Source organism: Staphylococcus sp. FSL W8-0774, assembly GCF_038006785.1.
Lineage (GTDB): Bacteria > Bacillota > Bacilli > Staphylococcales > Staphylococcaceae > Staphylococcus > Staphylococcus pasteuri.
In genome coordinates, this window is sequence record NZ_JBBOVW010000001.1 from 733,811 (window position 1) to 754,660 (window position 20,850).

Genomic DNA, 20,850 nt, shown 5'->3' on the forward strand with positions numbered 1-20,850 from the left:
AAAGTTTGGTTGAATTGTATACTATTACTGAATAAAGGAGATTATGTACGTGAGCAATATAGAAATTAGTAAAAGACGTAGGAATTTAATTGTTTCTGTAATGCTGATTAGTGCTTTTGTGGCAATCCTTAACCAAACATTACTTAATACAGCATTACCCCATATTATGAGAGGGTTAAAAGTTGATGAGAATACATCACAATGGTTGATTACTGGTTTTATGCTAGTTAATGGGGTCATGATTCCTTTAACTGCATATTTAATGGATCGAATCAAAACGAGACCATTATATTTGTCAGCAATGGGAACTTTCTTGATTGGTTCAATAGTAGCTGCTATAGCACCTAACTTTGGTGTTTTAATGACTGCAAGAGTAATTCAAGCTATAGGTGCTGGCGTATTAATGCCATTAATGCAATTTACATTATTTACGTTATTCACAAGAGAAAGACGTGGATTTGCAATGGGGCTTGCTGGATTAGTTATTCAGTTTGCGCCAGCGATTGGACCTACATTTACAGGTTTGATTATTGATCATGTGAGTTGGAGAGTACCATTCATTATTATTGTAGGTATTGCTTTAGTTGCACTTATCTTTGGTTTTATTTTTATCTCAAGCTATAACAATACTAAGAAAACGAAACTTGATAAACGCTCAATTGTATATTCAACATTAGGATTCGGTATGATGTTATATGCATTTAGTAGTGCAGGTAGTTTAGGCTTTAGTAGCCCGGTTATTATTTGTACATTAATCATTAGTGTTTTAATTATATTAGTATTTGTTAGAAGACAATTATCTATATCTAATCCATTATTAAATTTGAAAGTATTTAGTAACAAAGTATTTTGTTTTAGTACAATTACTTCAATGATTGTGATGATGTCCATGGTTGGCCCAGCATTACTTATTCCATTATATGTACAAAACGCATTAGCATTATCTGCATTATTATCAGGATTAGTGATTATGCCTGGTGCAATTATTAATGGGTTAATGTCTGTATTTACTGGTAGTTTTTATGATAAATATGGACCAAGACCATTAATTATTACAGGATTTATAATATTAACTATATGTACATTCTTATTGTGCTTCCTAAAAGCGGACACATCATATACGTATTTGATTGTGATTTATGCTATTAGAATGTTTGCAGTTTCATTACTTATGATGCCTATTAATACTGCTGGTATAAATGCGTTAAAAAACAGCGACATTTCACATGGTACAGCTATCATGAACTTTGGACGAGTTATGGCAGGTTCTTTAGGTACGGCTTTAATGGTAACCTTTATGAGCATGGGTTCAAAATGGCTAGGATCAACAATTGCTACATCAGGTAGTAAAGAAATGATACAACGTCAAACTGTTGCTGCTGGTGTAGATGTGTCATTTGCACTTGTTACAGTCTTTGTAGTTATTGCATTCTGTTTTGCTTTATTCATTAAAGAATCAAGAAATAAGTCAAAAAATATTAGAGATATTTAATAGGATTAGTTTTATTAAGAAGTTAGTTATTAAATTAAGCTAACTTCTTTTTTTATTTAAAAAAAAGTCTTATACTAAAAAAGATAGACTAGGTAATGACAAAATATGTTTATTTAGTTAAGACAATATAAATAAGGGGGATTTACTTTGTTAACGGTAAATCAAGTCAAAGAATTAGTTGGAGAGTTAAAAGATCCAATTATTGATGTACCTTTAAAAGAAACAGACGGTATAGTAGATGTTTCTATTAAAGAAGAAATTGAACATGTAAGTGTCAAAATTGCTATGGCTCAATTAGGAGGTCAACCTCAATTAGACCTTCAAATGGCAATAGTTAAAGTATTAAAAGAAAACGGCGCTAAAACTGTTGGAATTAGATTTGAAGAATTACCTGCTGATACAGTAGAACAATATAGAGGCAAAGGCACAGAGAAACCAAAAACAATAGAAGGACTATTATCTAAAAATAACCCAGTAGAATTTATTGCAATTGCTTCTGGTAAGGGCGGCGTTGGTAAATCTACGGTTGCCGTTAACTTAGCTGTTGCTTTAGCAAGAGAAGGTAAAAAAGTAGGTTTAGTAGATGCTGACATTTATGGATTTAGTGTTCCAGATATGATGGGTATTGATGAAAAACCAGGTATAGAAGGTAAAGAAGTGATTCCTGTAGAAAGATATGGCGTTAAAGTTATATCAATGGCATTCTTTGTTGAAGAAAATGCTCCAGTTATTTGGAGAGGACCTATGCTTGGTAAAATGCTTACTAACTTTTTCACTGAAGTAAGATGGGGAGATTTAGATTATTTAATACTTGATTTACCACCTGGTACAGGAGATGTAGCGTTAGATGTTCATTCGATGTTACCGTCAAGTAAAGAAATAATAGTAACAACTCCACACCCAACAGCAGCATTCGTAGCCGCAAGAGCAGGTGCTATGGCTAAACACACTGATCACTCAATTTTAGGCGTGATTGAAAATATGAGTTACTTCGAAAGTAAAGAAACAGGTAACAGAGAATACGTATTTGGTAAAGGCGGAGGTACTAAATTAGCTGATGAGCTAAATACACAATTGTTCGGAGAGTTACCTTTAGAACAGCCAACCTGGAATCCAAATGACTTTTCTCCATCTATTTATCAACCTGAAGATCGTTTAGGTAAAATTTACCAAACTATAGCACAAAAAGTAATAGCAACTACACAAAAATAATCAATTGTAAAAAGGCGTATAAAATTAATAAAGATTTTATGCGCTTTTTCTATTGCATTTTAGAAAAATCCTGTTAGAATAATTTCTTGTGAGTTATTAATTCACATATAGCAATTCAAAAAGATTTAAATTAATTATTGACTTTAAATCTTAAAGTTGATATTATATAAAAGTCGTCAAAAACGGCAAGTTAAGTTTATTAAAACTTCGTTAAAAAAGTGTAAAACTTACTATTGCGAAGATGAATTAAATCAATTAAACTTATAAAAGTAATCTTAATTAAATGTTGACTTTCGATTTTGAAAGTAATACAATGTAAGAGATTGCGACAAAATGAACATTGAAAACTGAATGACAATATGTCAACGTTAATTCCAATAATGTAACGAAAGTTACAACAATTAATTTAGTTTTTATGAGCTAATCAAACATCATAATTTTTTATGGAGAGTTTGATCCTGGCTCAGGATGAACGCTGGCGGCGTGCCTAATACATGCAAGTCGAGCGAACAGATAAGGAGCTTGCTCCTTTGACGTTAGCGGCGGACGGGTGAGTAACACGTGGATAACCTACCTATAAGACTGGGATAACTTCGGGAAACCGGAGCTAATACCGGATAAGATTTTGAACCGCATGGTTCAATAGTGAAAGACGGCCTTGCTGTCACTTATAGATGGATCCGCGCCGTATTAGCTAGTTGGTAAGGTAACGGCTTACCAAGGCAACGATACGTAGCCGACCTGAGAGGGTGATCGGCCACACTGGAACTGAGACACGGTCCAGACTCCTACGGGAGGCAGCAGTAGGGAATCTTCCGCAATGGGCGAAAGCCTGACGGAGCAACGCCGCGTGAGTGATGAAGGTCTTCGGATCGTAAAACTCTGTTATCAGGGAAGAACAAACGTGTAAGTAACTGTGCACGTCTTGACGGTACCTGATCAGAAAGCCACGGCTAACTACGTGCCAGCAGCCGCGGTAATACGTAGGTGGCAAGCGTTATCCGGAATTATTGGGCGTAAAGCGCGCGTAGGCGGTTTTTTAAGTCTGATGTGAAAGCCCACGGCTCAACCGTGGAGGGTCATTGGAAACTGGAAAACTTGAGTGCAGAAGAGGAAAGTGGAATTCCATGTGTAGCGGTGAAATGCGCAGAGATATGGAGGAACACCAGTGGCGAAGGCGACTTTCTGGTCTGTAACTGACGCTGATGTGCGAAAGCGTGGGGATCAAACAGGATTAGATACCCTGGTAGTCCACGCCGTAAACGATGAGTGCTAAGTGTTAGGGGGTTTCCGCCCCTTAGTGCTGCAGCTAACGCATTAAGCACTCCGCCTGGGGAGTACGACCGCAAGGTTGAAACTCAAAGGAATTGACGGGGACCCGCACAAGCGGTGGAGCATGTGGTTTAATTCGAAGCAACGCGAAGAACCTTACCAAATCTTGACATCCTTTGACCGCTCTAGAGATAGAGTTTTCCCCTTCGGGGGACAAAGTGACAGGTGGTGCATGGTTGTCGTCAGCTCGTGTCGTGAGATGTTGGGTTAAGTCCCGCAACGAGCGCAACCCTTAAGCTTAGTTGCCATCATTAAGTTGGGCACTCTAAGTTGACTGCCGGTGACAAACCGGAGGAAGGTGGGGATGACGTCAAATCATCATGCCCCTTATGATTTGGGCTACACACGTGCTACAATGGACAATACAAAGGGCAGCTAAACCGCGAGGTCAAGCAAATCCCATAAAGTTGTTCTCAGTTCGGATTGTAGTCTGCAACTCGACTACATGAAGCTGGAATCGCTAGTAATCGTAGATCAGCATGCTACGGTGAATACGTTCCCGGGTCTTGTACACACCGCCCGTCACACCACGAGAGTTTGTAACACCCGAAGCCGGTGGAGTAACCATTTATGGAGCTAGCCGTCGAAGGTGGGACAAATGATTGGGGTGAAGTCGTAACAAGGTAGCCGTATCGGAAGGTGCGGCTGGATCACCTCCTTTCTAAGGATATATTCGGAACATCTTCGTAGAAGATGAAGGAATAACATTGACATATTGTATTCAGTTTTGAATGTTCATATAACATTCAAATCAGCCTTTTTCAAAGAAAGCGATTCGCAGGCAATGCGTTGAGTCATTTTAAAACGGAGTTTACTTTTGCAAATGAGTATTTAAAATGATGAAAACAAAGCCGAATGCAAACGCTTGACTGAAAATAGGATATTGTACATTGAAAACTAGATAAGTAAGTAAAATATAGATTTTACCAAGCAAAACCGAGTGAATTAGAGTTTTAAAGCTTGAATTCATAAGAAATAATCGCTAGTGTTCGAAAGAACACTCACAAGATTAATAACGCGTTTCCTGTAGGATGGAAACATAGATTAAGTTATTAAGGGCGCACGGTGGATGCCTTGGCACTAGAAGCCGAAGAAGGACGTTACTAACGACGATATGCTTTGGGGAGCTGTAAGTAAGCGTTGATCCAGAGATTTCCGAATGGGGAAACCCAACATGAGTTATGTCATGTTATCGATATGTGAATACATAGCATATCAGAAGGCAGACCCGGAGAACTGAAACATCTTAGTACCCGGAGGAAGAGAAAGAAAAATCGATTCCCTGAGTAGCGGCGAGCGAAACGGGAAGAGCCCAAACCAACAAGCTTGCTTGTTGGGGTTGTAGGACACTCTATACGGAGTTACAAAAGTATATATTAGACGAATCATCTGGAAAGTTGAATCAAAGAAGGTAATAATCCTGTAGTCGAAAATATATACTCTCTTGAGTGGATCCTGAGTACGACGGAGCACGTGAAATTCCGTCGGAATCTGGGAGGACCATCTCCTAAGGCTAAATACTCTCTAGTGACCGATAGTGAACCAGTACCGTGAGGGAAAGGTGAAAAGTACCCCGGAAGGGGAGTGAAAGAGAACTTGAAACCGTGTGCTTACAAGTAGTCAGAGCCCGTTAATGGGTGATGGCGTGCCTTTTGTAGAATGAACCGGCGAGTTACGATTTGATGCAAGGTTAAGCAGTGAATGTGGAGCCGTAGCGAAAGCGAGTCTGAATAGGGCGTTGAGTATTTGGTCGTAGACCCGAAACCAGGTGATCTACCCTTGGTCAGGTTGAAGTTCAGGTAACACTGAATGGAGGACCGAACCGACTTACGTTGAAAAGTGAGCGGATGAACTGAGGGTAGCGGAGAAATTCCAATCGAACCTGGAGATAGCTGGTTCTCTCCGAAATAGCTTTAGGGCTAGCCTCAAGTGATGATTATTGGAGGTAGAGCACTGTTTGGACGAGGGGCCCTTCTCGGGTTACCGAATTCAGACAAACTCCGAATGCCAATCAATTTAACTTGGGAGTCAGAACATGGGTGATAAGGTCCGTGTTCGAAAGGGAAACAGCCCAGACCACCAGCTAAGGTCCCAAAATATATGTTAAGTGGAAAAGGATGTGGCGTTGCCCAGACAACTAGGATGTTGGCTTAGAAGCAGCCATCATTTAAAGAGTGCGTAATAGCTCACTAGTCGAGTGACACTGCGCCGAAAATGTACCGGGGCTAAACATATTACCGAAGCTGTGGATTGTCCGTAGGACAATGGTAGGAGAGCGTTCTAAGGGCGTTGAAGCATGATCGCAAGGACATGTGGAGCGCTTAGAAGTGAGAATGCCGGTGTGAGTAGCGAAAGACGGGTGAGAATCCCGTCCACCGATTGACTAAGGTTTCCAGAGGAAGGCTCGTCCGCTCTGGGTTAGTCGGGTCCTAAGCTGAGGCCGACAGGCGTAGGCGATGGATAACAGGTTGATATTCCTGTACCACCTAGTATCGTTTTAATCGATGGGGGGACGCAGTAGGATAGGCGAAGCGTGCTATTGGATTGCACGTCCAAGCAGTAAGACTGAGTGTTAGGCAAATCCGGCGCTCATAAGGTCAAGCTGTGATGGGGAGAGGAAATTGTTTCCTCGAGTCGTTGATTTCACACTGCCAAGAAAAGCCTCTAGATAGATAACAGGTGCCCGTACCGCAAACCGACACAGGTAGTCAAGATGAGAATTCTAAGGTGAGCGAGCGAACTCTCGTTAAGGAACTCGGCAAAATGACCCCGTAACTTCGGGAGAAGGGGTGCTCTTTAGGGTTAACGCCCAGAAGAGCCGCAGTGAATAGGCCCAAGCGACTGTTTATCAAAAACACAGGTCTCTGCTAAACCGTAAGGTGATGTATAGGGGCTGACGCCTGCCCGGTGCTGGAAGGTTAAGAGGAGTAGTTAGCTTCTGCGAAGCTACGAATCGAAGCCCCAGTAAACGGCGGCCGTAACTATAACGGTCCTAAGGTAGCGAAATTCCTTGTCGGGTAAGTTCCGACCCGCACGAAAGGCGTAACGATTTGGGCACTGTCTCAACGAGAGACTCGGTGAAATCATAGTACCTGTGAAGATGCAGGTTACCCGCGACAGGACGGAAAGACCCCGTGGAGCTTTACTGTAGCCTGATATTGAAATTCGGCACAGCTTGTACAGGATAGGTAGGAGCCTTTGAAACGTGAGCGCTAGCTTACGTGGAGGCATTGGTGGGATACTACCCTAGCTGTGTTGGCTTTCTAACCCGCACCACTTATCGTGGTGGGAGACAGTGTCAGGTGGGCAGTTTGACTGGGGCGGTCGCCTCCTAAAAGGTAACGGAGGCGCTCAAAGGTTCCCTCAGAATGGTTGGAAATCATTCATAGAGTGTAAAGGCATAAGGGAGCTTGACTGCGAGACTTACAAGTCGAGCAGGGTCGAAAGACGGACTTAGTGATCCGGTGGTTCCGCATGGAAGGGCCATCGCTCAACGGATAAAAGCTACCCCGGGGATAACAGGCTTATCTCCCCCAAGAGTTCACATCGACGGGGAGGTTTGGCACCTCGATGTCGGCTCATCGCATCCTGGGGCTGTAGTCGGTCCCAAGGGTTGGGCTGTTCGCCCATTAAAGCGGTACGCGAGCTGGGTTCAGAACGTCGTGAGACAGTTCGGTCCCTATCCGTCGTGGGCGTAGGAAATTTGAGAGGAGCTGTCCTTAGTACGAGAGGACCGGGATGGACATACCTCTGGTGTACCAGTTGTCGTGCCAACGGCATAGCTGGGTAGCTATGTATGGACGGGATAAGTGCTGAAAGCATCTAAGCATGAAGCCCCCCTCAAGATGAGATTTCCCAACTTCGGTTATAAGATCCCTCAAAGATGATGAGGTTAATAGGTTCGAGGTGGAAGCGTGGTGACACGTGGAGCTGACGAATACTAATCGATCGAAGACTTAATCAATTTTATGTTTTGCGACGCAAAATCATTTTACTTACTATCTAGTTTTGAATGTATAATACATTCCATTTGTCTGGTGACAATGGCAAGGAGGTCACACCTGTTCCCATGCCGAACACAGAAGTTAAGCTCCTTAGCGCCGATGGTAGTCGGACTAACGTTCCGCTAGAGTAGGACGTTGCCAGGCAAATATATAATTATTCCACAGTAGCTCAGTGGTAGAGCTATCGGCTGTTAACCGATCGGTCGTAGGTTCGAGTCCTACCTGTGGAGCCATGGCTCCTTGGTCAAGCGGTTAAGACACCGCCCTTTCACGGCGGTAACACGGGTTCGAGTCCCGTAGGAGTCATCTTAATGGAGAATTAGCTCAGCTGGGAGAGCATCTGCCTTACAAGCAGAGGGTCGGCGGTTCGAACCCGTCATTCTCCACCATTTATTTTGTTTAAATAAATATGTCGGAGGGGTAGCGAAGTGGCTAAACGCGGCGGACTGTAAATCCGCTCCTTCGGGTTCGGCAGTTCGAATCTGCCCCCCTCCACCATCTTAATGGGCTATAGCCAAGCGGTAAGGCAACGGACTTTGACTCCGTCACGCGCTGGTTCGAATCCAGCTAGCCCAGCCATAAGAGCCATTAGCTCAGTTGGTAGAGCATCTGACTTTTAATCAGAGGGTCAGAGGTTCGAATCCTCTATGGCTCACTCAAAACATCTTTCTTAGGAAAGATGTTTTTTTTATTGTTTTATGTAAACGAATACATTATTCTATAACTAATACTTAAAAGAGGTGGAGAATAAGATGAAAAATATAGATATTATTGGGGTACCTTCAACATTTGGTCAAAGAAAATTAGGAGTCAATCTTGGTCCAGATGCAATAAGGTATGCTGGTTTACAAGATAGATTAGAAAATATTGGTCTAAATGTCAGTGATAGAGGTAATATTGATGTACCGACAATAGATTTAAAAAAATTCAACTCTGAGCAAGAAGGTTTAAGAAACTATGATGAAATTGTTCAAGTTTCAAACACTTTAAGTGATAAAGTTGATCAAACTATATCCAATAATAGTTTTCCTCTAGTGATAGGTGGCGATCATTCTATTGCAGTAGGCTCTATTTCTGGAATAAGTAAACACTACTCTAATTTAGGGGTAATTTGGTATGATGCACATGGTGATTTAAATATTCCTGATGAATCTCCATCTGGTAATATACATGGTATGCCATTAAGAATATTACTTGGAGAAGGGCCAAGTGAACTTGTGAATTTAAATGATTTTCAACCTAAACTAAAACCTGAAAATGTTGTTCTTATTGGTATGCGAGATTTAGATAAAGGGGAACGTCATTATATTAAAGAACAAAATATTAAAACTTATACAATGGCTGATATTGATAAGTTAGGTATTGAGTCTGTAATAAATGAGTCTGTACAATATTTAAAAAATAGAAATGTCGATGGATTACATTTATCTTTAGATGTTGATGCATTAGACCCTACAGAAACACCAGGAACCGGTACAAGAGTGTTAGGTGGTTTAAGTTATAGGGAAAGTCATTTTGCGCTTGAATTACTTCATGAAAGCAAAATGATTACATCTATGGATTTAGTTGAAGTTAACCCATTAATTGATTTACATAACAATACAGCGGAACAAGCTGTTTCATTACTTGGTACATTTTTTGGAGAAACACTACTATAATTTAATTTATGTAACTTGCATGTTAATCGACATGCAAGTTTTTTTCATTTTTATTAGTGTTCATATGACACGTGTTCTAATGATTGATATAATGAATAATATGGAAAATGTTATCGGAGGAGATGTTATGGATTTTTCCAATTTTTTTCAAAATTTTAGTACTTTAAAAGTCATAACTAGTGTCCTCGATTTATTGATTGTGTGGTATGTTCTTTATTTACTGATTACAGTTTTTAAAGGTACAAAAGCAATACAATTATTAAAAGGTATTGTTGTAATAGTAATCGGTCAACAAATCAGTAAAATACTAAATTTGACTGCAACTTCAAAATTGTTTGACATTGTGATTCAATGGGGAGTATTGGCATTAATTGTAATATTCCAACCAGAAATTCGAAGAGCTTTGGAACAATTAGGTAGAGGTAGTTTCTTAAAACGTTATACCAACGCCTATACTAAAGATGAAGAGAAATTAATTCAATCTGTATCAAAAGCGGTTCAATATATGGCTAAACGTCGTATTGGAGCACTTATAGTTTTTGAAAAGGAAACTGGTCTTCAAGATTATATTGAAACAGGTATTCCTATGGATTCTAAAATTTCTCAAGAATTATTAACCAATGTGTTTATACCTAATACACCATTACATGATGGTGCAATGATAATTCAAGGAACTAAAATAGCAGCAGCAGCAAGTTATTTACCATTATCAGATAGTGTTAAAATATCTAAAAGTTTAGGTACAAGACATAGAGCAGCTGTAGGTATTTCAGAAGTATCTGATGCTTTTACAGTTATTGTGTCAGAAGAAACTGGTGATATTTCAGTTACTTTTGATGGTAAGTTAAGAAGAGATATTTCAAATGAAGTGTTTGAAGAGCTATTATCTGAACATTGGTTTGGCACACACTTTCAAAAGAAAGGTGTGAATTAATATGTTAGAAAGTAAATGGGGATTAAGATTCGTTGCACTGATATTAGCTATATTTTTCTTCTTATCAGTGAATAATGTATTTGGGAATATCTTTAACTCTGATGATATATCACAGAAATCAACAAAAACAATACAAGATGTTCCAGTAGAAGCGATATATAACCATAAAGATTTACACGCTACACATGTACCAGACACAGTAGATGTAAATATTTCTGGTCCACAATCAAAGTTAATAAAAATTGAAGATCCCGATGATTTAAAAGTTGTTGTAGATTTATCAGGTGAAAAAGCTGGTAAATATCAAAAGAAATTTCAAGTTAAAGGTTTAAATAATAGCATTAATTATAATGTTAAACCTAAATCAGCCAACATCACATTAGAAAAGAAAATAACTAAAACAATGCATGTAGAGCCTGATGTAAGTCAAAGTGATATTGCAGATGGTTACCAAATTGATAATCAAAAAATTTCACCTGAAACAGTTAAAGTAACTGGTGGAGAAGAACAATTAAAACAAATTGCTTACTTAAAAGCAACATTCAAAAATTCTAGTAAAATAAGTAAAGATACTAAAGATATTGCTACAGTAAATGCTTATGACAAAGATTTAAATAAAATGAATGTTTCTATTAACCCAGATGAAGTTGATTTGAAAGTGTCTGTTAAACCTTATAGTAAAAAGGTTAAAGTTAACACAAAGACGACTGGAAAATTAAAAGACAATAAAAAGGTAGATAATGTTAAATTAGATGACGATGAAGTTGAAATTTATGGTAGTAGAGAAGATATACAGGGTATAAATAATATTACAGCTGAAATAGACTTAGATGATATTTCAGAGTCCACTGAGAAAACTGTAAAATTTGATTTACCTAAAAGTGTAAGTAGGGTTAACCCTGAAGAAACAAAAGCTTATATCACAGTTAAATAATTGAAAGAAATAAAAGGAGAGTAAAACATGGGAAAATATTTTGGTACTGACGGTGTCAGAGGTGTAGCAAATGAAGAATTAACACCTGAACTAGCGTTTAAGCTAGGTAGATATGGTGGTTATGTATTAGCACATAATAAAGGGGAAAATCACCCTAGAGTCCTTGTTGGTAGAGATACAAGAGTTTCAGGAGAAATGTTAGAATCAGCACTCATTGCAGGACTTATATCTATTGGAGCTGAAGTCATGCGATTGGGTATTATTTCAACGCCAGGTGTAGCATATTTAACGAGAGAAATGGACGCAGAATTAGGTGTAATGATTTCTGCATCACATAATCCAGTTGCAGATAATGGTATTAAATTCTTTGGTTCTGATGGTTTCAAATTATCAGATGATCAAGAAAATGAAATCGAAGAATTACTTGATCAAGAAAATCCAAGTTTACCAAGACCAACTGGTACAGAAATCGTTCATTATTCAGATTACTTTGAAGGTGCACAAAAATATTTAAGTTATTTAAAATCTACTGTAGATGTTAATTTAGAAGGTATGAAAATTGTTTTAGATGGTGCAAATGGTTCTACATCTTCTTTAGCACCATTTTTATTCGGCGATTTAGAAGCTGATACTGAAACAGTGGGTTGTAGTCCAGATGGATACAACATTAATGAAAATTGTGGTTCTACACATCCTGAAGCTCTTGCAAAAAAAGTTCTTGAAACTGGAAGTGACTTTGGTTTAGCATTTGACGGAGATGGAGATAGAATTATTGCTGTTGATGAAAATGGTAAAATCGTTGATGGAGACCAAATTATGTTTATTATTGGTCAAGAAATGCATAAAAACCAAGAATTAAATAATAATATGATAGTTTCAACTGTAATGAGTAATTTAGGTTTTTATAAAGCTTTAGAAAATGAAGGCATTCAATCTAATAAAACTAAAGTTGGAGACCGTTACGTTGTAGAAGAAATGAGAAGAGGAAATTATAATCTTGGTGGTGAGCAATCAGGTCATATCGTATTAATGGATTATAATACAACAGGTGATGGCTTATTAACTGGTGTACAATTAGCAGCTATCATCAAAATGTCAGGTAAATCATTAAGTGAGTTAGCTTCACAAATGAAAACATATCCTCAATCATTAATAAATGTAAGAGTAACAGATAAATATCGCGTTGAAGAAAATATTGATGTTAAAGAAGTAATGACTAAAGTTGAAGTTGAAATGAATGGAGAAGGTAGAATTTTAGTACGTCCTTCTGGAACAGAGCCATTAGTAAGAGTAATGGTTGAAGCTTCAACAGATGAAGATGCAAAAAGATATGCCCAACAAATTGCTGATGTCGTAGAAGACAAAATGGGTTTAGATAAATAATTCAAATAAAGAACGTGCCATAAATGAAAAGGCACGTTCTTTAAATATATATAATAAAAATGGACCAGAAGCTTACATCTGGTCCATTTTTGATTCAACAAATATTATTTTGAAATAAGTTCATTATATTCTTTTTCAATTTCTTCTGCTAATGGTCCTTCAACTTTAGCATACGTTTGTAAGAATGATTTTACACCATGTTCTTGAATATAATTATTCTTTTCAACAGTTTCTTGGTCAGCTTTATCATCATATTTTAAAAGTAGGGCAGCTGCTTTAACTAAGCCATCTCTTTCTAAATTATGTTCATATAAATAATTTAATGGTTTAATAATACGATCTTTAGGACCAATTTTACGTAGAGTTCCGCGACCAACACGTGTTACTTCATCAGATAGATAAGAGTTATTGAAACGTTCAATAATTTTTTCTACATATTGAGATTGTTCTGATTTAGAAAAATCAAATTCACGTGTGATATAATCACTTGTTTCAGCTAGTACACGTCTTAAACCAGCTTCGATAGTGCTATCTTGAACTGCATCTAAAACAGTTGCTTTATTATCGTTATAACCAGCATATGCTAAGAAAGCATGTCCTGTATTAACAGTTAATAATTTTCTTTCAATATAAGGTGTTAAATCATCAACATATTTAATATGGTCTAATTCTTCGCCATACCAAGCATCTTTTTCAACAACCCATTCATAGAAAGGTTCTACCATAACATCTAAAATATTTTCATTTTTTTGTAATGGAACAATTCTATCAACTGCAGAGTTTGCAAAATGAATATTGTCGCCTAAAGGACCAGTAATATCTAAAATAGCTTTTTTAAGTGTATCTGTAGCCATAATAGCATTTTCACAAGCAACGATATTAACATGGTTTTCTTTTTCTTTTAAATATGGAGCAAATGATTTTGCAATAATAGGTAAAATGTTAACACCAACAGCAGTTGTAATTAAATCAGCTTCTAAAATAGCTTGTTTCAATTCATCTGAAGGTTTAGCAGAATTAATCGCATCTACATTGTTTACTCTTGTAGTAGTTTTAGCTTCATCTGCTAAAATAACATCGTATTCATGTTCCGTTTGTAATGCATTAATAATTTCATCATTTACATCTGCAAATGTAACTTTAATATTATTATCAGCTAAAATATATCCAATAAATCCACGACCAATATTACCGGCACCAAAATGTACTGCTTTCATTATGCATCAGCCTCCTCAAAGACTTGTTTAATTTCGTCAGCAGATTTAGCGTTGATAATACGTTCTACATTTTCTTCTTCACTGAAAGTAATCGCAATTTTAGATAATAAGTCTAAGTGTTCTCCGTCTTTACCAGCGATACCAACGACAACTTTAACTTCTTCGCCATTCCAATCAACACCTTCAGGAATTTGTAATAAACTTAAGCCTGATTGAATGACATTTCCTTTAGCTTCTTCAGTACCGTGAGGAATTGCTAAACCGTTACCCATAAATGTTGAAACAACATCTTCACGATCTTTCATTGCTTGAATATAATTTTCAGTTACAGCTCCGCTATCAACTAGAGCTTGTCCTGCTTTCTCGATTGCATCGTTTTGGCTTGCTACTGATACGTTAATAAAAATGTTTTCATTACTGAATAATTCGCTCATTATAAATACACTCCTAAATTAATTGTTTTTTAATTCGTTTTAAAAATTGCTTTTCCAGTATAATTTTAAAGTCATGTGGATTTTTCATAAAATCATCTAAGTTTTCCAAATGGTTGCTTAGTGTTTCGGAAATTGTACTAACAAGATCTACCATGATTGCATTATCTGGAATAAACATACTTAACATATAATTAATGTAGTCATTGTCATTTTGAATATTACTCATCTTTATAGGTTCCTCCAAAATAGTTATGAGGATACATGGTTCTTTAAACATTGAATCTCTCATATGAGGAATAGCTATAGGGTAGGGGCTTAGTATCCAATTAGGATTTTCCTCCAACCGATGTTGTAATAATTCAGCGAATGACTGACCATCATCAATAATACGATGACTTACTAGGTAATCAGATAAATATTGATTCCAATTATCTACTGATTTATATTCTATTTTCACGGAATCAACTAACTTTAAACCTTGACGTATTGTTTCCATAATATCTTCAGGTGAATAATTAATTAATTCTTTTCCTTCATTTTGATTCATATGGTGTGCTTCTTTAGTATTTAAAAATGAAGCGACATATCCTATGTCAGAATCAGGGAGTAAAGGATTAACTGTTAAAAATGGTCTATCTATATCCAAATTTACGGTGGATATAATACCATCGTATTGAGATAAATCAAGCACGTTTAGATCACTTACAGAAGCCTGTGTAATTCGTTCAATTTCACTAAACACTTGTTCAAGTCTAGTTGCTAATAGACGGCTTGTACCTATGCCACTACTACAGACGACTAAAATATTTAAAAATTGATGTCCTTGGTTTTTAATTGATCCTCCAAAATGAAGGACAATAAAAGCAATCTCGCTATCAGGAAAGATTAACTCTGGCCAAACAACATGCAATGCTTTGCTCACATTATCAAATAGTCTTGGATATTTGTACTTAATCATATCGGTCAAAGGATTATATGTTTCAATATTTGATTCTAAACGATTAATTGCTGGATTAATATGCAATGATAATCCATTAATTAGAGTAGTTTTTTCATCAAAGTATTGACCCGAAATTTCTTCTACGTTTTGCACGAAAGATTTTATTTTTTGTTCATTTTTCTTATCTTCAAATAAAGTATCTTTAGTATCTTTACGTTTTGAACCCCGCAAGTGAATGGTAATAAATGTGACTTCAGCTTGGTTGAATTGGACATCATATAAATCTTCTAGACGTTTAGCAATTTCACTAGCTACTTCATGTTCAAATGTATGTTTTACCGATTGATAAATATCTTCATTAAGTGATACATATTCATTGTTTTGCATACGAGTAATACTTAGTACAATATGAACGGTTAACGTGAGATAGCTAGATTCTGTTAGTGAATAGGGAAGCTCTCCTAAATAATCCATTAGAATTCTCTCAACTTTAAATATTCGGTCTAAATCCACAAGTGATTGTTGAGATTGATGTAATGATTGATAGACAAAATGATTTTCAATAACTGAATAAACACTTGTACTATTTAAATTATTTACCATTAGCTGACTTAAGAACTCTCTTTTTTTAGATTCAGTACCATTTAACATAACACCTTCGCCACGTTTTCGTGTTAAGGATAATTGATATGATTCTAAATCATGTTCTAATTCATCCAATAATTTAGCTAATGATTGGATAGAAACGCTGATTTCTTGAGCAAGACTATACTGTTTAACGGCATGTTTAGATTGAATAAGAGCATATAAAATAATGACCTTTTGTTCTTCAACTGATAAGTCTATAGTTTGTTGTTGCGTCATTTCATATTTTAAGCTTTGAATAGCTTGTTGATCCCCATTTAAACGAATACCTTTTTTGTTAACTCGGTCAAGTTGAATTGAAAAGGTATCTATATATGATTCAACGTGCTTTAATTCTCTATGAATAGTACGAGAGGACACTGCCAGTTGTTGAGCAATGTCATATATAGTGACATATTGTCCGTGATACTTGATTAAAAGTTCTATAATCTCTTTTTCACGTGTACTCAATAACATGGCGGTATCCTCCATTAATATTAATATTTAAAAATTATTGTTCTTCTTTTTTAAGGTTATTTAGTAATTCTTCATATCTTGGTGAGTTTAAGAAGTTATCAACTGAAATGTGAATTGCATTTGGTACTTGTTTAATTGCACGGTCAGTTAATGTTTTTTGAGTGATAACTAATTGAGCATCACTTGGTAATTGGTTAATTGCTGTGTTTGTAACATTTACATCTGAGATGCCAGCTTTTTTGAATTTATTACGTAACATACTAGCACCCATTGCACTAGAACCCATACCCGCATCACATGCAAAGATAACATGGTCAACATTACTGTAATCGTGGGCATCAACATCTTCAGTATTATAATTATCTAATAATTGATCAGCATTATCTTCATCATCAGATTGTTCTGTTGAAGTAGCAGCACCTGCAGCGCCAGCACCTGTTGCAGCACCAGCAGTAGTAGCTTTAGCTGGTGAGTCATTATTATCTTTATTAGTTAATTTTGAAGACACACTTGATTTTTTACCTTTAGTTGCTTCCATTTGAGCAGTAGCAGCTTCTAAATCTTGTTTAGGTTCTTTAGTGAACTTAAGAATAATTGCTGAAACAGCGAAAGAAACTAATGTCGCTAATACTACACCTAATAACATATGAAGGAATTCACCTTTAGGTGCGTTAATACAATAAGTGATAAATGATCCTGGTGACGCTGGACTTCTAAATCCAAATCCAGTTGCTTGATAAGTAGCAACGCCAGTCATACCACCTAAAATAACTGAGATAAATAACATTGGTCTCATTAATACGTAAGGGAAATAAATTTCATGAATTCCACCTAAGAAGTGGATGATTCCTGCACCGTAAGAAGTAGCTTTTGCAGTTCCTTTACCAAAGAACATATATGCAAGTAAAATACCAAAACCAGGTCCAGGGTTTGATTCAATTGTATAAAGTATTGATTGACCTGCTGTAGCAGCTTGGTCAGCACCAAGTGGTGTGAATACACCATGGTTGATAGCGTTATTTAAGAATACAATTTTAGCTGGTTCAACTAAAATACTTACGATTGGAAGTAAATGAGCATGAACTAAAGCCTCAACTGCAACTGATAATATATGCATGATGAATTTCATGATTGGAGCTAAAATTTCAAAACTTAAAATTGTCATGATGAAACCTAGGATACCAGCAGAGAAGTTATTGAATAACATCTCGAAACCTTGTGGTGTTCTAGGTTGAACAAATTCGTCAGTTTTTTTCATTAACCAACCAACTAATGGTCCCATAATCATTGCACCAAGTAACATTGGTGTGTCAGGTAATGCTACGATAACCCCCATAGTTGATGTAGCAGCAATGATACCACCACGTAATCCGTGGATTAAACGTCCACCACTAAATGCGATTAATAATGGGATTAAAAATTTAATCATAGGATCAGCTAATTGAGATAAATCTTTATTAGGCATCCATCCATTGTCTATAAATATAGCAGCGATAAATCCCCAAGCGATGAACGCGCCAATGTTTGGCATGATCATACTACTAAGAAAAGAACCGAATGCTTGAACTTTACGGCCAAAACCTTTGTTTTCTTGTTTCTGAGCCATATCTACACCTCTTTTTTAATTAGTATTTGACTATATTTATTGTAAATCTAAGTAGACAATTACTACAACAAGAACAAAATTCAAATTTGTCATAATAATCATGACAACAATCATTCTATAATATATAGGTAAAGATAATGTAAATTAAAAGCTTTATTACAATGAATTTTAAATGGAAACGGTAGTACATATTTTTTACAAAAACCTTGTGAAAATATTTGCAATTAAGACAAACTACATTGTACAATAGGTTCTAATGGAAGGGAGGATAGTAAAACAATATTACAAAGCGCCTGTGCAAGCTATTAATGACATGTGAGGATTAGAAATTAAATCTATTTGTATAAATTTCTATAGCGTACATTTATAACTTGTAGACGAGGAGGATAGTGATCGAATAGATCGGCGGATGCTATCCCGGATGTGGCTCATTCGTTAGCTTATTAAGTAAAACAGTAGGGTAACCTATTGGACAAAGTTAATAAGATCGCCAATTAATATTATATAAAATGAAAAACGTTAGAAGTTTAAGTGTGATAATTTATCACGCTTATTTTCAAGTGTGGTTAAACTAAGATAAAAGTTACTACAAATATGAACGCTAATGATAGTAGATTACTAAACTAAATTATAAGTAATAAATCATTGCTACTAACGTTATTTCAATAACTGGAGGAAAAGTAAATATGTGCGGAATAGTAGGATATATTGGCTATGATAATGCCAAAGAATTATTATTAAAAGGTTTAGAAAAATTAGAATATAGAGGTTATGATTCAGCTGGTGTTGCTGTAGCAAACGACGAAGGCACTAAAGTATTTAAAGAAAAAGGTCGTATTGCAGAATTACGCAAAGTAGCGGATAGTAGTGATATTGATGGCACTGTTGGAATCGGTCACACTCGTTGGGCAACACATGGTGTACCTAACTATGAAAACTCACATCCACATCAATCAACTACTGGTCGTTTTACACTAGTACATAATGGTGTAATTGAAAACTATGAAGAATTAAGAAATGAATATTTAAATGATGTTAAATTTGTTTCTGAAACAGATACAGAAGTTATCGTTCAATTAATTGAATACTTCTCTAAACAAGGTTTTGAAACAGAAGATGCATTTACTAAAGTTGTTTCATTATTACATGGTTCATACGCTTTAGGTTTATTAGATGAAGAAGATAAAGATACTATGTATGTAGCTAAGAATAAATCACCACTTTTAATCGGTGTTGGTGATGGTTTTAATGTCATTGCATCAGATGCATTAGCTATGTTACAAGTAACTAATCAATATAAAGAAATTCATGACCATGAAATTGTTATCGTTAAACGTGATGAAGTTATTATCAAGGATATTAACGGTCAAGTTCAAGAACGTGACGCTTATACTGCTGAAATTGATGCATCAGATGCTGAAAAAGGTGTTTACGATCACTACATGTTAAAAGAGATTCACGAACAACCAGCTGTTATGCGTCGAATTATACAAGAATATCAAGATGACGAAGGTAATCTAAAAATTGATAAAGACATAGTAGATGATGTTGCACAAGCTGATCGTATCTATATTATCGCTGCTGGTACTAGCTATCATGCTGGTTTAGTTGGTAAAGAATTCTTAGAAAAATGGGCAGGTGTACCAACAGAAGTACACGTAGCTTCTGAATTTGTTTATAACATGCCTTTATTATCTGAAAAACCATTATTCATTTATATTTCACAATCTGGTGAAACTGCAGATAGTCGTGCCGTATTGGTTGAAACTAAAAAATTAGGTCATAAAGCGCTAACAATAACTAACGTATCTGGTTCAACATTATCACGTGAAGCGGATCACACATTATTATTACACGCAGGTCCAGAAATTGCCGTAGCTTCTACTAAAGCATATACAGCACAAATTGCTGTATTATCTATTTTAGCTCAAATAGTTGCTAAAACACATGGTCGTGAAGCAGACATTGATTTATTAAGAGAATTAGCGAAAGTTACTACTGCAATCGAATCTATCGTAGACGATGCACCTGTAATGGAACAAATTGCTACTGATTTCCTTGAGACAACACATAATGCATTCTTTATTGGTCGTACTATTGATTATAATGTCAGTCAAGAAGGTGCATTAAAACTTAAAGAGATATCATATATTCAAGCTGAAGGATTTGCTGGCGGTGAATTAAAACATGGTACGATTGCATTAATTGAAGATCGTACACCAGTTATTGCTTTAGCTACTCAAGACAATGTAAACTTATCTATTCGTGGTAATGTTAAAGAAGTTGCTGCACGTGGTGCTAGTACTTGTATTATCTCAATGGAAGGTTTAGAAAAAGAGGGAGATACGTATGTCATTCCTCATGTTCATGAATTATTAACACCATTAGTTTCAGTAGTAGCACTACAATTAATTTCTTATTATGCAGCGCTACACAGAGATCTTGATGTTGATAAACCACGTAACTTAGCAAAATCAGTTACAGTTGAATAAATTTAAAAATTAAAAGTGATGAATACCATAATTTTGGTATTAAGAAACTTTAACATGTTGATATAAGGATAATCCCTTTTAGTTATGAGTTGACTAAAAAGGGATTATTTT

The 20,850-nt window shown here is 36.2% G+C and carries 11 protein-coding genes, 6 tRNA genes and 3 rRNA genes; 16 read left to right on the forward strand and 4 right to left on the reverse strand.

Annotated features, from left to right (window positions below; all coding sequences use genetic code 11):
• Nucleotides 1–43 precede the first annotated feature (43 nt).
• From NSQ15_RS03475 to glmM, 15 genes are all read left to right on the forward strand, one after another.
• Entirely contained in the window at nucleotides 44–1,492 is a 1,449-nt protein-coding gene (locus tag NSQ15_RS03475) for an MDR family MFS transporter (protein ID WP_254388047.1), read from the forward strand.
• Nucleotides 1,493–1,639: 147 nt separating this feature from the next.
• Nucleotides 1,640–2,704 carry a P-loop NTPase gene (locus NSQ15_RS03480; protein ID WP_017638499.1) on the forward strand — a complete coding sequence of 355 codons (1,065 nt, stop codon included), beginning with the start codon at nucleotides 1,640–1,642 and terminating at the stop codon, nucleotides 2,702–2,704.
• A 440-nt stretch (nucleotides 2,705–3,144) separates the two neighbouring features.
• Nucleotides 3,145–4,697: ribosomal RNA gene (locus NSQ15_RS03485) — 16S ribosomal RNA — on the forward strand.
• A gap of 381 nt (nucleotides 4,698–5,078) precedes the next feature.
• Nucleotides 5,079–8,000: ribosomal RNA gene (locus NSQ15_RS03490) — 23S ribosomal RNA — on the forward strand.
• A gap of 69 nt (nucleotides 8,001–8,069) precedes the next feature.
• A 5S ribosomal RNA gene (gene rrf / locus NSQ15_RS03495) occupies nucleotides 8,070–8,184 on the forward strand.
• Together the 16S, 23S and 5S rRNA genes with 6 tRNA genes alongside form the textbook arrangement of a ribosomal RNA operon.
• Nucleotides 8,185–8,198: 14 nt before the next feature.
• Nucleotides 8,199–8,273 (forward strand) — tRNA-Asn (locus NSQ15_RS03500).
• Between the two features lies 1 nt (nucleotide 8,274).
• Nucleotides 8,275–8,346, forward strand: a tRNA-Glu gene (locus tag NSQ15_RS03505).
• A gap of 7 nt (nucleotides 8,347–8,353) precedes the next feature.
• Nucleotides 8,354–8,429 (forward strand) — tRNA-Val (locus NSQ15_RS03510).
• A 25-nt stretch (nucleotides 8,430–8,454) separates the two neighbouring features.
• Nucleotides 8,455–8,538: transfer RNA gene (locus tag NSQ15_RS03515), tRNA-Tyr, on the forward strand.
• A gap of 6 nt (nucleotides 8,539–8,544) precedes the next feature.
• Nucleotides 8,545–8,619 (forward strand) — tRNA-Gln (locus NSQ15_RS03520).
• Between the two features lie 3 nt (nucleotides 8,620–8,622).
• Nucleotides 8,623–8,695, forward strand: a tRNA-Lys gene (locus NSQ15_RS03525).
• 97 nt (nucleotides 8,696–8,792) lie between these two features.
• Complete coding sequence (rocF, locus tag NSQ15_RS03530) at nucleotides 8,793–9,698, forward strand: arginase (protein WP_046466886.1); 906 nt, start codon at nucleotides 8,793–8,795, stop codon at nucleotides 9,696–9,698.
• Between the two features lie 127 nt (nucleotides 9,699–9,825).
• Nucleotides 9,826–10,632 (forward strand): diadenylate cyclase CdaA, encoded by an 807-nt coding sequence (gene cdaA, locus NSQ15_RS03535; RefSeq protein WP_026083467.1) that lies wholly within the window; start codon nucleotides 9,826–9,828, stop codon nucleotides 10,630–10,632.
• A gap of 1 nt (nucleotide 10,633) precedes the next feature.
• Nucleotides 10,634–11,566, forward strand: coding sequence for a CdaR family protein (locus NSQ15_RS03540; protein WP_117239480.1), 933 nt, complete (start codon nucleotides 10,634–10,636; stop codon nucleotides 11,564–11,566).
• 27 nt (nucleotides 11,567–11,593) lie between these two features.
• Nucleotides 11,594–12,949 carry a phosphoglucosamine mutase gene (gene glmM, locus NSQ15_RS03545; protein ID WP_017636992.1) on the forward strand — a complete coding sequence of 452 codons (1,356 nt, stop codon included), beginning with the start codon at nucleotides 11,594–11,596 and terminating at the stop codon, nucleotides 12,947–12,949.
• A gap of 104 nt (nucleotides 12,950–13,053) precedes the next feature.
• Here the strand turns inward: glmM and NSQ15_RS03550 are convergent, their stop codons facing one another.
• From NSQ15_RS03550 to NSQ15_RS03565, 4 genes are read right to left on the reverse strand one after another with little or no spacing between them, the layout of a single operon-like run.
• Nucleotides 13,054–14,166, reverse strand: a complete 1,113-nt coding sequence (locus NSQ15_RS03550; RefSeq protein WP_017636993.1) for a mannitol-1-phosphate 5-dehydrogenase — start codon at nucleotides 14,164–14,166, stop codon at nucleotides 13,054–13,056.
• Complete coding sequence (locus NSQ15_RS03555; RefSeq protein WP_017636994.1) at nucleotides 14,166–14,600, reverse strand: PTS sugar transporter subunit IIA; 435 nt, start codon at nucleotides 14,598–14,600, stop codon at nucleotides 14,166–14,168. Before NSQ15_RS03555 ends, NSQ15_RS03550 begins: the two co-directional genes overlap by 1 nt.
• A gap of 13 nt (nucleotides 14,601–14,613) precedes the next feature.
• Complete coding sequence (locus tag NSQ15_RS03560) at nucleotides 14,614–16,641, reverse strand: BglG family transcription antiterminator (RefSeq protein ID WP_017636995.1); 2,028 nt, start codon at nucleotides 16,639–16,641, stop codon at nucleotides 14,614–14,616.
• 34 nt (nucleotides 16,642–16,675) lie between these two features.
• Nucleotides 16,676–18,247 carry a PTS mannitol transporter subunit IICB gene (locus NSQ15_RS03565; protein ID WP_070452999.1) on the reverse strand — a complete coding sequence of 524 codons (1,572 nt, stop codon included), beginning with the start codon at nucleotides 18,245–18,247 and terminating at the stop codon, nucleotides 16,676–16,678.
• Nucleotides 18,248–18,933: 686 nt separating this feature from the next.
• Here NSQ15_RS03565 and glmS point away from each other — a divergent pair.
• A complete protein-coding gene (gene glmS / locus NSQ15_RS03570; protein WP_029056158.1) occupies nucleotides 18,934–20,739 on the forward strand; it encodes a glutamine--fructose-6-phosphate transaminase (isomerizing) in 1,806 nt (601 codons plus the stop codon).
• The last annotated feature ends 111 nt before the right edge of the window (nucleotides 20,740–20,850 follow it).

Bases quoted from the DNA above. Each gene is read 5' to 3' on its own strand.
- NSQ15_RS03475 (WP_254388047.1), top strand. From the start codon at position 44: ATGTACGTGAGCAATATAGAAATTAGTAAAAGACGTAGGAATTTAATT.
- rocF (WP_046466886.1), top strand. From the start codon at position 8,793: ATGAAAAATATAGATATTATTGGGGTACCTTCAACATTTGGTCAAAGA.
- cdaA (WP_026083467.1), top strand. From the start codon at position 9,826: ATGGATTTTTCCAATTTTTTTCAAAATTTTAGTACTTTAAAAGTCATA.
- NSQ15_RS03540 (WP_117239480.1), top strand. From the start codon at position 10,634: ATGTTAGAAAGTAAATGGGGATTAAGATTCGTTGCACTGATATTAGCT.
- glmM (WP_017636992.1), top strand. From the start codon at position 11,594: ATGGGAAAATATTTTGGTACTGACGGTGTCAGAGGTGTAGCAAATGAA.
- NSQ15_RS03550 (WP_017636993.1), bottom strand. From the start codon at position 14,166: ATGAAAGCAGTACATTTTGGTGCCGGTAATATTGGTCGTGGATTTATT.
- NSQ15_RS03555 (WP_017636994.1), bottom strand. From the start codon at position 14,600: ATGAGCGAATTATTCAGTAATGAAAACATTTTTATTAACGTATCAGTA.
- NSQ15_RS03560 (WP_017636995.1), bottom strand. From the start codon at position 16,641: ATGTTATTGAGTACACGTGAAAAAGAGATTATAGAACTTTTAATCAAG.
- NSQ15_RS03565 (WP_070452999.1), bottom strand. From the start codon at position 18,247: ATGGCTCAGAAACAAGAAAACAAAGGTTTTGGCCGTAAAGTTCAAGCA.
- glmS (WP_029056158.1), top strand. From the start codon at position 18,934: ATGTGCGGAATAGTAGGATATATTGGCTATGATAATGCCAAAGAATTA.